Consider the following 13,914-nt stretch of genomic DNA (forward strand, 5'->3'; position numbering starts at 1 on the left):
GTAATTCCTTACTGGCTGTAAGGGGTATTAACCATAAATATATTGTAGTAGTAGACGAAAGGATCAAAACGATGATGTATTATATGGCACCTCTTGAGGGAGTGACCGATTTCGTGTATCGAGGTTTGTTTGACCGGTATTTTGGACCGGCTGACAAATATTTTATTCCGTTCCTGACACCTGCAGAAGGAGGAAAGCTTTCCAGAAGACAAAAAGCGGATGTCCTCTGGGAGAACAATGAAGGGCTTGCCTCGGTGCCTCAGATTCTGACCAATTCCCCGGAGGAGTTTGCTGCCCTTGCTGTCAGGCTTCACAAATGGGGGTACAGGGAAGTGAACCTGAATCTTGGATGTCCGTCCAGGACAGTCGTATCAAAAGGGAAGGGGGCTGGATTACTCAGGGAAAGAGAATACCTTAGGGAATTTCTGGATCGTATTTTCGACAAGGCCGATGTGGAAATTTCTATAAAAACAAGAATAGGGGCAGAAGATCCGGAGGAGTTTGATATGCTCTTAGAACTCTACAATCAGTACCCAGTCAAAGAACTCATCGTTCATCCTCGTACACTGACAGAATATTATAAAGGCGCCCCACACCTTGATGCATATATAAAGGCCATGAAAAAATCCAGGCATCCACTCTGTTACAACGGCGACCTTTTTACTGCAGAGGATGTGCAGCGTCTTCGGAAGAAATGTCCAGGTGTGGAGCGATTGATGTTTGGGAGAGGACTCATTGGAAATCCCTCTCTTTTGTCGGAAATAAAGGGCGAAAGAAAAGCAGGGCCCTCCGTCTATCTGGAATTTCAAAATGCCCTTGTGGAAGCATATCGGGAAAAACTCGGGAAGGAAAAATATGTACTTGCGAAGATGAAAGAACTGTGGACATACCGCGGGATGACAGGGCTTCTTGGGCGCACCGGGATAGAGCGGATACAAAGGACCAGAAGTCTGAAAGAATATATGGAAGAGATAAAAAGAAGCGAAGGAGAGGAAGTAAATGCGTGAGATGAGATTGAAAAAGCGGGAAATTACGGATCAGGCCACACTTCGGGAGATCGTTGAAAAGAGCGCGGTCGTACGGATAGGCGTCGCGGATGAAGACGGAATCTTTGTTATCCCGTTGAACTTCGGATATGACTGGACGATCAAAAAAACAGGAGAACCGGAGTGGAAAATCTATATTCATTCCGCTCAGAAAGGAAGAAAGGCAGACGCTTTCCGAAAACATCCCGTCGTCGCCATTGAGATGGATATCGAACGAGGTGTTATTACTGGAGAGTATTCCTGTGCATATTCCTGTTCCTATCAGAGTATTATGGGAAGTGGCAAGATACGTCTTTTGACAGAAAAGGAAGAAAAGCTGCATGGTCTCGAGAAGATCATGGAACATATGGCCCCTGACGCTGATATCCGATTCGAGACAAATATGATCGAAGCAGCGGATGTGTACTGTATTGATGTGACTTCTTTTACAGGAAAAGAGAGATAAAAAAGACAACGTATGAAGGAGAAATCTGCCGCATATATTGCTAGAAAAGCAAGGTGTGCGGCGTTTTTATGGGAATAAGGCAAAACAAAAAAAACAACGGAAAAGAGCCGCGTGGAGATATCGTACGAAAAAAGATTGCTGAGGCGGCAGATGTTCCTAAAGATGTTGTGCTTGGGATGCCGCTGGTTTCCTTGACGGGAAAAGCGGAACTATGTATAGAGAATTACAGAGGGATTTTGGAATATACAGAAGAATTGATCCGGATTCGGACAAAGGAAGGTGTTCTTAGGGTCACAGGACGACGAATGCGGATTGAGTACTATCTTGATGATGAGATGCAGATCACAGGGAATATAGCAAAAGTGGAATTTGAGAACAAGGGGGATGGACATTGCTGACTCGGATATTGCGATACGTAAAAGGTTATGTCAGAATCCGGATCAGGGGAAATTCTCCAGAACGGTTTCTGAATCTGTGTCGGTATCATCATATTCCGGTATGGGGTCTGGAACCAAAGGGGCATGCGTATGAGATGTATGTTACCATCCACGGAGTAAAACATCTTGGCCCCATTTTGCGGAAGACCAACACGAGAATGCGGATCCTGAAAAAATACGGCCTTCCTTTCTTTCTCTTTCAGCATAGAAAACGAAAAGTATTTTTTGCCGGGTGTCTGGGATGTCTGGCTCTTATTTATGTGCTGTCGTTGTTTGTGTGGGATATACAGATAGAAGGAAATTATAAAAAGACCGACGAGACGCTCCTTGCTTTCCTGAGAAAAGAGAAGATTGCCTGCGGAATGAGACGCTCGGAAGTGGATTGCCCAGAGATCGCAAAGATGATCCGGAAAGAGTTCGAAGATGTGATATGGGTCTCCGCTTCTTTGGAAGGGTGCCGCATCCGCATTGCTATAAAAGAAAACAGCGATTCCGGGGAAGAGGCTGAACAAGGGGCGGAAGAAAAGAAGACAGGAGAAAACAGTGAAGAAGGGACAGATCTTATCGCGGAAAAAGACGGTGTCGTGCGAAAGATCGTAGTTCGAAATGGTATTCCGCAGGTTCATGAAGGAGATCAGGTAAAAAAAGGAGATCTTCTTGTATCAGGGAAAGTGGAGATAAAAAATGACAGCCAGGAAATCACAGGATGGCAATACCAGCATTCCGACGCGGACATCTGGATGGAAACAGAACAGGAGTATGAGGATATTCTGAACCTTAGTTACAAGGAAAAGCGCTATGAAAAACGAGAAAAGCATCAGATTTATTGGAAAACAGGGAAAAAGGAATATGATCTTGGGAGCGAGATGAAAGCTGGAAAACAGGTGGAGATTCATTCCTCAGAAGTAAGGATCGGTCTGTCGAAAAGTTTTCAGTTTCCCATTTCCGTAGGCATTCGGACGATGCGGACGTACAAAAATATTGGGAAAACCTACACCCAGGAAGAGTTTCAGAAAATCCTCAGTGAAAGATTTGCACTATTCCAGAGGGATTTAAGAAAAAAAGGGGTTCAAATTTTGGAGAATAATGTTAAAATATACAAGGACAAAGACAACGCATATGCAAGGGGAACATTAACTCTGCTTGAAAAATGCGGAAAGGAAAGAAAGACAGAACATGGGAATGTTAGAGAGAATGATTGAAATTCCGGCTGAGCACGAAGGAAATGTATTTGGACAGCTGGACGTCCATGCCAAGAAGATAGAACGGATTCTTCACGTGACTTTTATCGCAAGAAATGGAAGCGTGAAGATCATGGGAGAAGAACATCGGACAAAACAGGCGGAAGAAATTCTTGAAAAGCTTCTGGAGCTTTCCAGAAGAGGAAATGTCATAACAGAACAAAATGTGGATTATCTGCTGGCACTGTCTATGGAAAATGAAAAAGGGGATGTCCTGGAAATCGACAAAGACGTGCTTGCCTATACGATCCAGGGGAAACCTGTAAAGCCAAAGACGTTTGGACAGAAATCTTACGTGGATGCCATCCGCAACGATATGGTTGTATTCGGACTTGGCCCTGCCGGAACAGGAAAGACTTATCTTGCCATGGCCATGGCTATTACAGCATTTAAAAACAATGAAGTGGGCAGGATCATCCTGACAAGACCGGCTATTGAAGCAGGGGAAAAGCTTGGATTCCTTCCGGGCGATCTGCAAAGTAAGATCGATCCGTATCTGAGACCGCTTTATGATGCACTGTATCAGATCATGGGCGCAGAAAGCTTCCAGAAAAATTCAGAAAAAGGTCTGATTGAGGTGGCGCCGCTGGCTTACATGAGAGGACGGACACTGGACAACGCTTTTATCATTCTGGATGAAGCACAAAATACGACGCCGGCTCAGATGAAGATGTTTCTAACGAGAATCGGATTCGGGTCAAAAGTCGTTATTACCGGGGATGAGACACAAAAGGACCTTCCTTCAGGTCAGATGTCAGGTCTTGATGTGGCGGTAAAAGTAGTCAAAAATTTGGATGGTATCAGCATCTGCCGTTTGACCAGCAAAGACGTAGTGCGTCATCCGCTCGTACAGAAGATCGTCAAAGCGTATGAGGCATACGAAAAAATGGAAGACAAGGGGAAGAAGAGAAAGAATAAAAGCAGGAGAATCAGAGGACAAAAGGAGTAAAGATGAGTTTATATTTTGAAGAAGAGTCAGATATCAGACTTTCTATCGACTGTGAAAAGACGGCCAGGGAAGTGATAGATGCAGCCCTTGATTATGAGAACTTTCCATATGAAGCGGAAGTGGAAATTCTTCTGACGGACAATGAAGCGATCCAGGAACTGAACAGAGAGTACCGAGATATAGACAGGCCGACAGACGTCCTGTCTTTCCCAATGATCTCCTACGACAAGGCAGGGGATTTTTCAATCCTGGAGTCGGAAGAAGATTGCTTCAACCCTGAGACCGGGGAAGCGGTACTTGGAAATATTGTGATTTCCAAAGAAAAAGTTCTGGCTCAGGCACAGGAATACGGGCATTCGGTTTTGCGAGAGTACGCGTTTTTGATCGCTCACAGTATGCTGCATCTGATGGGATATGACCATATGGAGGAAGAAGAGAGGCTTGTGATGGAGGCGAAACAAAAAGAGATCCTGGAAAAGCTTGGGATATCCAGATGATGTGTTGGCGCTGACACAAAGTGTATAAAATCAGACAAAAGAAAAAGAAATAGCGGGGTGTTCTATGGGTAAAAAGAAAAATGGAAATGAGTTCCTTGTGCAAGGCAGCATTCTTGCGGCGGCGGGGATGATTTCCAGAATTATTGGTATGATATACCGTATTCCCCTTTTGAATATAATGGGGATCACAGGACAGGGATTTTATGAAGTTGCATATCAGATTTACAATATTGCGCTGATCCTGACGTCCTACAGTCTGCCGCTTGCCGTGTCAAAACTGGTCTCTGCAAGATTGTCCAAAGGGCAGGAAAAGAATGCATACCGAATCTTAAAGACAGCTCTTTTGTTTGCGGCTGTTGTGGGAGGCGGAGTAAGCTTTCTGATTTTCTTTGGGGCGGACTTTATCGCCGGAGACATTATGAAAATGGGAATGAGTGCCTATGGCCTTCGGGTTTTAGCGCCAGGTCTCTTTATCGTGGCTGTGATGGGTGTCCTCAGAGGGTATTTCCAGGGACGAGGCTCTATGGTGCCTACAGCGGTTTCCCAGATACTGGAACAGATTATCCATGCCATTGTAAGTATTGTCGGCGCGGCAGTGCTTCTGAAGTATGGGCAGAATATTGCAGAAAAACAGGGAAACAAGCTTTACGGTCCGGCATACTCGGCGGCAGGAGCAACACTGGGCGTTATCGTCGGTGGATTGACAGCTCTTATGTTCCTGATCCTGATTTTCTATGCATATAAAAATGTATTGAGAAAAAAAATGTACCGGGACAAACATGCGGAGAAAGAATCTTTCCGTTTCCTTTTTCGTATCCTGATCCTTACGATCGCACCGGTCATTTTAAGTTCGACTGTTTATAATATACAAAATGTCATAGACAGCGCCATGTTTACAAGTATCATGTCCGCACAGGGATTTTCCGAAAAGTATGCGGCCGATCTTCTTGGAAGCCTTGGACAGTACTATACGCTGTTTAACGTTCCTCTTTTCATGGCAAATGCGCTGGGGTCTTCAGTCGTGCCGCCGCTTGTGCGTGCGTACGAGAACAAAGACAGTGGCCAGGTACATCAGAAAATCGAACTTGCAATGCGAATGACGATGCTGATCGCGGTGCCGAGTGCGGTGGCATTCATCGTCATCCCAAAAGAGATGCTGGATCTCATATGGGGATCTATCGACAATACAGTTGCGGCCAACCTGTTTCGGATCGGTGCAGTCTCCATTGTGTTCTACTCGATATCTACGCTGACCAATGCGGTGCTTCAGGGGGTAAACAAGATGATGGCTCCGGTCAAGAATGCGACGGTCTCCCTTATCATCCATGTAGTATGCCTTTTTATTATGCTGGTAGTTTTCCACTGGAGCATTTATGCCGTGGTGGCAAGCAAGGTTGTATTTGGCATTACGATGTGTATTCTGAATGCACACGACCTTCGGGAAGCGGTCGGGTATATACAGGAAAAGAAAAAGACGTTTATCCTTCCTACGATCGCAGCCGTGATTATGGGAGTTGTCGTTTTTGTAGTGCAATTCATGCTGGCACTTGTCATCCATGATAAAGTGGCAACTGTCATTGCCATCGTTGTAGGTGTTGTCGTATATGGAGTAGGACTGCTTGCAATTGGCGGACTGACGGAGCAGGAAATCCGTTCAATGCCAAAAGGAATTCAGATTGCAGGTCTATTGAAAAAAGTACATTTACTGAAATAGGAGAGAGAGGATGAAAAGACTGCTTTTGATTCACGATCTCTGTTCTGCCGGCAAAGCAGGGATGATGAACATGATCCCGATACTGAATGGAATGGGCGTGGAAGTCTGCCCGGTTCCCACGATGCTTCTTTCCACCCATACGGGTGGTTACGGGAAGCCGGCTGTACTTGCGGTTCCGGGGACATACGTGGAGGATTGCCTTCGGCATTACGAGAGAGAAGGGATTCGTTTTGATGCCGTGTTCATCGGATACCTGGGCAGCGCCGCAATGGCGGAGAAAGTTTTTGAACTTCTGGAAAAGATGCAGGGTGTTCCTGTTATCTTTGATCCCATTATGGGGGATCATGGAAAGTATTATTCCAATTTTGATGATTCCTACTGTGGTGTGCTAAGACGCCTTGCATCTTGTGCGGACGTTCTTTTGCCAAATATGACCGAGGCGTCATTTCTGTCTGGTAAACCGTACAGCGATGAGGCGGATGACAAAGAGGTGTTTGATATGGCAAAGTATCTGACAACGCTTGGAGCAGGAACTGTCATTATCACAAGTGCAGCTTCCGGAAAAGAAAAGATCCGGACTGCCATCTGGGAAAAAGGTATATTTGAGATTCAGGAAAGGGAAAAGGTCCCATATATGTCTCACGGGACAGGGGATCTGTTTGACGGAGTCTTTGCAGGTGCTTATATAAATGGAGCCAAATGTGGAGAATGCGTAAAGAAAGCATCGGACTTTGTTGCGGACTGCCTTCAGATGAAAGCAGAAGAAGGGACGCCGGAAAGGGACGGTCTTCCTTTTGAGACGCTTTTGCGTCGACTTGTATAAATTTTATCATTTTGCCGATACTGTATAAAAAAGGAGAGGACTTCTTATGAAAAGATACGGTATCTGGTATTGTGTGATTTTTGCCTGCTGTCTTGGACTTCTGGGGGCTGCTTATCAGATCAGCTTCCATTACGCGGAAGAGAAAGCCAGGCAGGAAGCCAAAATTGAGGAGGCAAAGATTCAGGAAGCACAGAAAGAAGCAGGATATGAAGTTTCCGCCAAAGGAAGCAAAGGCGAGGACGAAGTGTTTTATTTGATGGATCTCAATGGGTTTGTGGCTGTATATAAATCCGATAAGACGACGATCTATGAATACACAAATATCGTTACAGCGGATCTGCCAGAAGATGTGCGCCAAGAAATAGAGAAGGGAAAGGAAATCCGCACTGTCAAAAAACTGTACGGATTTCTGGAGAATTACTCCAGTTAAGTAAGAAAGTAAAAAGAGAAAGGTACAAAGGATATGAAAGAAGAACGGATTCGAAGAATCAACGAATTATATCATAAGTCAAAAGCTGAAGGCCTCACAGAAGAGGAAAAGATAGAGCAGAAGATTCTGCGTCAGGAATATATCGATGCATTTCGGGAAAATCTGAGAGGGCAGCTTAACAATATTTCCATCAAAGAAAAAGATGGCTCGATAACCAACCTGGGCGAAAAGTATGGAAAGAAAAAAACACATTAGAGAAGCGATCATCAGGAAAAGAGATGCCATGCCGGAGGAAGAAAGGCATGAAAAGAGCCTTCGGATTGCAGAGAAAATAAAGGATCTCCCAGTCTACCAAAAGGCACATGTTCTTCTCATTTACAGAAATTTCCGCTCGGAGGTAGAAACAGAAGTAATTTTTGACGATGCGTGGAAACGAAATAAAACAGTCTGTGCCCCGAGAGTGGAAGGGAATGAGATCCGTTTCTGTCAGGTAAGAAGCCGGGAAGATTTTGAGAGCGGAGTGTGGGGGATCCAGGAGCCGAAAATGTCGTGCCCGGTTTTTCGGGAGGCGGAAGAAGGTGTGGATATCTTTGCCATTCTTCCCGGGACGGTTTTTGATAAAAAGGGCAGAAGGATTGGCTACGGAGGGGGATATTATGACCGCTACCTGGAAGGAAGAGAGAATATCCACACAGCGGCGCTGGGGTTTGATATCCAGGTATTGGACAAGATTCCTTCTGATCCGTTTGACGTTTGCCCGGAGATGATCGTAACAGAGAGTCATATTTACATGCAGAGGAGGGAAGAACATGTATAGTCTGCCAAAAGATCCGGTCATGATGCTGAGCGCAGTCAATATGAAACTGAGAGACTATTATCCGAACCTGGATGCCATGTGTGAGGATATGGGCGTGGAAAAAGCAAAGATCTGTTCTGCGCTTGGAGCTATCGATTATGAATACGATTCGGAAAGAAATCAGTTTGTGTAAGCAGAAAGCAGTTTATCTACTTTCTGCTTGCTTTTTATATATGCCCGTGCTATACTGTAGACATTTCTAAAAAGGCTGCATCAGACAGCCATTCTATTTTGTCTGAAACGATTCTGTTTCAGCAATCCCAATTTATTTTATTGAGACAAAGCAGGACGAGCAGAGGAGGTGGTTCCCTTGGTGGTTTTATTTTTGTACCTATTTACTGAATAAAGGATGATTATGGAGGAATTTTATGAGAAAAAATAGAATATGGAAGGCGATTATCGCCATGGCGCTTGTGGGAACCGCCTGTTTTGGCGCTCTTAGCGGACTGTCTGCGTATTTTACAGATTCTGATGAGAAGATCAACACGGTAACAGTTGGGAATGTAAAGACAGACTTGGAAGAACCGGGATGGGAGGATGTGCCGGAAGACGACAAGCAGGATATTACTCCGAACGAAACGATCCAGAAAGATCCGGAAATCACGAACACGGGGAAAAATGATGCTTTTGTCTTCGCTGAAGTACAGATTCCGGTTAAAAATATAGTCTGTGTGGGAGAGGATGGACAGAAGCTTCCTGCCGCTGAGACGGAACTTTTTTCCTATGAAATCCAGGAAGGATGGACCAAGATCAAGGAGGAGGATGTTGGAGAAAACGACGAGGAGAAATTCCGGAAATATGTCTATGCGTACGGAAGCGAAACAGAGTGCATGATGCTCAAACCGGGCGAGACGACACCGCCGCTTTTTACTGACATCACACTTGTCAATGCAGTGGAAGGACAGATCGATGACGCTACATTGGAAATCCCGGTAAAGAGCTATGCGATCCAGGCGGAAAACGCAGGAGATTCCAAATTGCCGGAAGATATTTACGATATGTATATGAAGCAAAACCAGGAAGGATAAAAGAAGGGAGCGGCTATGAGAAGATGGACCAGGAAACTCTGTATACTGGCTGTTCTGGGAGGTTTTCTCTTTGGAGGCATCAAATTGTACCGGGGTCTTGCCGGGGTGGCGGATGCATATCTATCCAACTTGGATGAAAAGGTCAATGTAGTCCGTGCCGGAAGCAATAAAAGCCATATCGAGGAAGAGTTTACCCCGCCGGATGAAGTAAAGCCGGATACGGAATATGAAAAAGTTGTGACAGTCAAAAATGATACGGATACCGACTGCTATGTCAGAGTCATCGCGGAAACCTGGGACAGTGCAGTACATGTAACTATGGACGTGAATACTAAGGACTGGTCTGAAAAAGGAGAGGATGGGTATTATTATTATCAACACATCCTTGGACCAGGGGAAGAGACAGAACCGATCATTCGTGCGGTGCGTACACACGACGAGGCAGTTCCGTTTGAAGTGATCGTGTACGAGGAGACGGTCCAGGCAGCAGGGTACGACTCTCCCATAGAAGCGTTTGCATCCATAAAGGGAAAGTAAGGAGGAATCAATTTGAAGAAATGGAAAACACTCTTTATTACTGTCTGTATGGCGTTCCTTCTGGGATTTGGAGGCATCGTCTCCCATGCAGCAACCCATGTCCCTGCTCTCGAAGCAGCAAAGCAGGAAGGAAGTGATATTACAGTCAAAAATTATGGGGATCCGGAAAACTCTGACTATTCTTTCCGGCTGAAGAGGACAGAACAGACGACATGTACATGGACAGATGCAAGTGGAGTTAATGGGAAAAAGCCGTATCATCAGAAAGGAGCCTCCATCGAACGGTGGGGACAGATGGTCACGAGCGACGCGCAGAAAGGGAAAATTTCCTGTTATCTTACAAATATGGGAAATTACAAAGGAAAAAGCACGAATCTGAAGATCACATTTACAGACTGGCCAGATTATCGAACCCAATCAGGGGAAAGATACTACCCGGTAGTAGGCGTAGTTCTGTCACTTACGACAGATCTCTATGGGCTGACTTTCAGCGACATTTGGTATGAAGCAAAACTGGAAATATTTGACGATCAGGGGAATCCTTTGAAAGTGGACATGACCTATCGGGCGGAAGATCTGGATTACGGACAGATACTTGGGATCAGCAAAAACGACTCGTTAAGCGGGATGAATATACCGGAAGACAGCAGAGTTTATTACAAGGAAGAGGACGGATTCCATTATTTCTATGCAGATAACATAGATTCGCAGGAGTATGAAAAGGACAGTGTACAAATCCAGTACGAAGATACATCAGTCTTTACGCTTAGAGTAGGAGGAGGTGTGGCGCTTCCTGGAACATGCACATATGAGAAGTATGTCACTAAGCAGCTTCAGGAAGCTTATTCCAAATTTGAAATCTACATGGAAGGAGAGCGGACTGTAGAGGAAGTAAATGAAGGCGGAGTCACGCTAGGATGGATTGCCGGTTCCGCGAAAGGATATGGGAAATTCATCACTCCAACTCCGCAGAAAAATGTGTCAAAGACAGACATTCACGGATCTGAGCCATACGAGTATCAGGTTAATTTCAAAATACCGGAGTGTCAGCCGGCGGATTATTATGAATATATCGTGATGACAGATACACTGCCTGAAGCTGTGACATGCGATACTGTGACGGTGTTTGATGCTGATAACGAAAAAGAAGTCACTTCATCTTTTGATATACAGACAGAAAAAGGCGTGCAAGATAAAGTCGAAGTAAGAGCAAAAGATACCAGTTCTGGCTGGATCTATGGGAAGACGCTGGAAGTACGCATTACTGTACATAAGCGGCCGGATTATATATTCGGAAACTCTAATGAAATAAACAACACTGCATTTCTGAAAACGGATCTCGGAGAAAAGGAAAGCAAACCAGTCACGAACCGTTTCTATTTTCAAATTCAAACTGAAGTCAAGAATGGAACCATTACCTCCTCAGATCAAAAAGCAGAAGCCGGGAGCACAAAGAAAATTCAGTATGCTCCGGAGGAAGGATTTGAACTTGAATCCATATCTGTGGACGGAAACACAATCGATCCGTCTAAATTCCCTTCGGAATATTCTTTTACAAAACTCAATGCGGACCATCAGATAAAGGTTATTTACAACAGAAATCCTGTATTGACGATCACAAAAGAAGTAAAAGGGGCCTATGAACCCTACGGCGTGCCTACCTTTCTGTTCCGAATTTCCGGAGAGGACATCGATGGCGGAAAACGAACTTTTTACCGAATGATTTCCTTTGATGACCCTTTCGGAGAGGAGGAAATCCGAAGAAAATCTGTCACTGTGAATGTTCCTGCAGGAACGTGGACCGTCTGCGAGATAGAGGTGGCACGTTATCGTTTTACAGGCATCAAAGAAGTAGAACATGGTACAGTAAAGGGAGAGGAGGCAGAACTTCAGACGCTGGATCACAATGATGCCAAAGCAACATTCTGCAATGAACTTTCCAATTACAGGAATTTGAGTCATAATGACGTGACTGTCAATCGATTTGGAAAAGAGGTGGGCGAATGAAAAAGAAGATACAAATCGTCCCTGCGGTTCTGATCATGTTGTCTGTTCTTGGCATGTCGGCATCCGCATCCGGAGAAAAAGAGACATCTGTCACATCCCGATTTCGAACAGGAGAAGTGCGGATTGCCATCCGACAGGAAACTGTGGAAGAGGCTCGGAATCTTGTGCCAGGGAAACCAGTCAGCATGCCGACGGATATTGAAGTCCAGGGAGACAGCTGCTATGTAAGAGTGCGGCTTTTAACAGATGCCAAGGAGGAGATACCGCTTACATGTTTCGGCGGAATTCCGGACGGTTGGATCGAAAAAGGCAAGTATCTTTACTATGAAAAACCGATTTCTCATGGCGAGAGCGTCAAGGTTTACAAAACATTTGCTCTGCCACAATCATGGGATCAGGATAAGATTGACAAGGAAAATATCCAAATTCAGACCGAGGCAGATGCTGTCCAGAGCCGGAACTTTGAACCGGATTTTACATCAGATACACCGTGGGGCGACACGGAGATCCTGGAGGCAAATGAACCGGAAGAGGGGTATACATTCCGCCTTATGGATTGTGATGCCGGGCTTTGTAAAGTCATCCTGGAGGGCGATCGGATCGTGGCAAATCCAGATACATTTTTTGAAGATTTTGGAGATCTGGCCCCGGGAGATGTTTTCCAAGGAGAGATCCAAATCAAAAATAACTTTCCGGTTACAGAGACGTTGTGGATGAAAGTGGCGGCAGAACTGGAAAGTGAACTGATTCAGGAGATGCATCTGACGATTATGGAAAAGAGCGGAGAAACTGTATACGACGATAATCTGGATCCGGATTCCCTTTCCAAATTCCAATTTTTGCGAGAATATGGTCCGGGAGAGGAAGACACGCTATCTTTCTCCTTATCAATCCCAGAGAATCTGGACAACGCATATGCGAGGAAAAACGGTTCTATGACATGGACATTCCTGGGGCAAAGTGCTATGGCAGATCCGCCGGAACAGGGAAATTCAGGAGGAGACATCATGCCGGATCAGAAAGAACCGGTAAAAACAGGAGAGAGGTCGATTTCCGGTTTGTTCTTGATTTTCGCAGCCGCCGGATGTACGATTTTTGGATGCGCTTATGGATGGATCCGGAGGAAGAGAAAGGAAAAGAGACGGCATGTTTAGGATGCTTGACCGGCTGCTGGCCTTTCTTCTGACAGCGTATTTGCTGTTTATCGGAATCCTTCCTTTGACTGGTTTGGAACCTTTTGGAGTGCTTTCAGGATCTATGACACCGACGGTGCGGGCAGGAGATCTTGTATATCTGAAAAAAGACGATATCCATCCTATTTCGACCGGCGATGTGATTGCGTTTCGGCTCTCTGGCGGAAACTTTGTCCTCCACAGAGTCCAGAGAAAAGAGGACGGCGCTTTTGTGACAAAAGGGGATGCAAACGAAACGGAAGATTTCAGTCCGGTAGCGGAAGATCAGGTATATGGGAAAATGGTGTTTGTTCTCCGAAAAGGGGCTGTTATCTACGATGCTCTGCGTAGTTACAGAACACTTCTCTATCTGGCAGGGTATTTTCTTGTGCGTGGAATTTTCAGAAAAGGACAGAAAAGGAAACGCATGTATCGCATTGGTTGATTTAATTTCAAAAAGTATCTTTTGCCTCCATTGTTTTATTATGCTGTCGGCGTATAATGGAGGCAAAGGAGAGAAAGAAAAAAATGGATAAAATCAAATTTGCAGAAAATCTTTCCAGGTTAAGGAAAGAAAAGAAAATTACACAGGAAGAACTGGCTAAATTTGTCGGGGTAACAAAAGCCACAGTTTCAAAGTGGGAAACCGGGGTATCACTTAGATAAAGATACCACACCAATCCCACGCTGACTTTTGCTCAACCGATACAGCCGGAGGGCTGGATAACAAGA

At 45.0% G+C, this 13,914-nt stretch carries 17 protein-coding genes and 1 pseudogene; all 18 read left to right on the top strand.

The window, feature by feature from the left end; translation table 11 throughout:
• The coding region (locus ACLROL_RS11245; protein ID WP_413067848.1) for a tRNA dihydrouridine synthase at positions 1 to 1,007 on the top strand (1,007 nt) is incomplete at its 5' end.
• A complete protein-coding gene (locus ACLROL_RS11250) occupies positions 1,000 to 1,491 on the top strand; it encodes a pyridoxamine 5'-phosphate oxidase family protein (RefSeq protein WP_087200363.1) in 492 nt (163 codons plus the stop codon). The genes ACLROL_RS11245 and ACLROL_RS11250, both read left to right, overlap by 8 nt.
• 68 nt (positions 1,492 to 1,559) lie before the next feature.
• Positions 1,560 to 1,889 carry a sporulation protein YqfC gene (gene yqfC, locus ACLROL_RS11255; RefSeq protein WP_413067849.1) on the top strand — a complete coding sequence of 110 codons (330 nt, stop codon included), beginning with the start codon at positions 1,560 to 1,562 and terminating at the stop codon, positions 1,887 to 1,889.
• Positions 1,883 to 3,130, top strand: a complete 1,248-nt coding sequence (locus tag ACLROL_RS11260) for a sporulation protein YqfD (RefSeq protein ID WP_413067850.1) — start codon at positions 1,883 to 1,885, stop codon at positions 3,128 to 3,130. The genes yqfC and ACLROL_RS11260 overlap by 7 nt, the downstream gene beginning before the upstream one ends.
• Complete coding sequence (locus tag ACLROL_RS11265) at positions 3,105 to 4,118, top strand: PhoH family protein (protein WP_087200366.1); 1,014 nt, start codon at positions 3,105 to 3,107, stop codon at positions 4,116 to 4,118. The genes ACLROL_RS11260 and ACLROL_RS11265 overlap by 26 nt, the downstream gene beginning before the upstream one ends.
• 2 nt (positions 4,119 to 4,120) lie before the next feature.
• The gene (ybeY, locus tag ACLROL_RS11270) at positions 4,121 to 4,615 is read left to right on the top strand and encodes an rRNA maturation RNase YbeY (protein WP_087200368.1); all 495 of its coding nucleotides are present in this window, start codon (positions 4,121 to 4,123) and stop codon (positions 4,613 to 4,615) included.
• A gap of 64 nt (positions 4,616 to 4,679) precedes the next feature.
• The gene (locus tag ACLROL_RS11275; RefSeq protein ID WP_087200369.1) at positions 4,680 to 6,329 is read left to right on the top strand and encodes a polysaccharide biosynthesis protein; all 1,650 of its coding nucleotides are present in this window, start codon (positions 4,680 to 4,682) and stop codon (positions 6,327 to 6,329) included.
• Between the two features lie 10 nt (positions 6,330 to 6,339).
• On the top strand, positions 6,340 to 7,152 hold the full coding sequence (locus tag ACLROL_RS11280; protein ID WP_413067851.1) for a PfkB family carbohydrate kinase: 813 nt from the start codon (positions 6,340 to 6,342) through the stop codon (positions 7,150 to 7,152).
• Positions 7,153 to 7,198: 46 nt separating this feature from the next.
• Positions 7,199 to 7,582 carry a hypothetical protein gene (locus tag ACLROL_RS11285; protein WP_087200373.1) on the top strand — a complete coding sequence of 128 codons (384 nt, stop codon included), beginning with the start codon at positions 7,199 to 7,201 and terminating at the stop codon, positions 7,580 to 7,582.
• Between the two features lie 33 nt (positions 7,583 to 7,615).
• Positions 7,616 to 7,837, top strand: a complete 222-nt coding sequence (locus ACLROL_RS11290) for a DUF896 domain-containing protein (protein WP_087200375.1) — start codon at positions 7,616 to 7,618, stop codon at positions 7,835 to 7,837.
• Positions 7,815 to 8,399, top strand: a complete 585-nt coding sequence (locus ACLROL_RS11295) for a 5-formyltetrahydrofolate cyclo-ligase (protein ID WP_413067852.1) — start codon at positions 7,815 to 7,817, stop codon at positions 8,397 to 8,399. Before ACLROL_RS11290 ends, ACLROL_RS11295 begins: the two co-directional genes overlap by 23 nt.
• The gene (locus ACLROL_RS11300; protein WP_087200380.1) at positions 8,392 to 8,571 is read left to right on the top strand and encodes a DUF4250 domain-containing protein; all 180 of its coding nucleotides are present in this window, start codon (positions 8,392 to 8,394) and stop codon (positions 8,569 to 8,571) included. Before ACLROL_RS11295 ends, ACLROL_RS11300 begins: the two co-directional genes overlap by 8 nt.
• 235 nt (positions 8,572 to 8,806) lie before the next feature.
• The gene (locus ACLROL_RS11305) at positions 8,807 to 9,466 is read left to right on the top strand and encodes a SipW-dependent-type signal peptide-containing protein (protein WP_413067853.1); all 660 of its coding nucleotides are present in this window, start codon (positions 8,807 to 8,809) and stop codon (positions 9,464 to 9,466) included.
• Positions 9,467 to 9,481: 15 nt separating this feature from the next.
• Complete coding sequence (locus ACLROL_RS11310) at positions 9,482 to 10,003, top strand: hypothetical protein (protein WP_413067854.1); 522 nt, start codon at positions 9,482 to 9,484, stop codon at positions 10,001 to 10,003.
• 12 nt (positions 10,004 to 10,015) lie between these two features.
• Positions 10,016 to 12,010, top strand: a complete 1,995-nt coding sequence (locus tag ACLROL_RS11315; protein ID WP_287447950.1) for an isopeptide-forming domain-containing fimbrial protein — start codon at positions 10,016 to 10,018, stop codon at positions 12,008 to 12,010.
• Positions 12,007 to 13,164, top strand: a complete 1,158-nt coding sequence (locus ACLROL_RS11320; protein WP_413067855.1) for a hypothetical protein — start codon at positions 12,007 to 12,009, stop codon at positions 13,162 to 13,164. Before ACLROL_RS11315 ends, ACLROL_RS11320 begins: the two co-directional genes overlap by 4 nt.
• On the top strand, positions 13,157 to 13,627 hold the full coding sequence (locus tag ACLROL_RS11325) for a signal peptidase I (RefSeq protein ID WP_413067856.1): 471 nt from the start codon (positions 13,157 to 13,159) through the stop codon (positions 13,625 to 13,627). Before ACLROL_RS11320 ends, ACLROL_RS11325 begins: the two co-directional genes overlap by 8 nt.
• An 83-nt stretch (positions 13,628 to 13,710) precedes the next feature.
• A pseudogene (locus ACLROL_RS11330) lies at positions 13,711 to 13,839 on the top strand (helix-turn-helix domain-containing protein); the annotation flags it as partial.
• Positions 13,840 to 13,914 lie beyond the last annotated feature (75 nt).

This window comes from Sellimonas sp. (assembly GCF_047234585.1).
Classification (GTDB): Bacteria; Bacillota; Clostridia; order Lachnospirales; family Lachnospiraceae; genus Sellimonas; species Sellimonas caecigallum.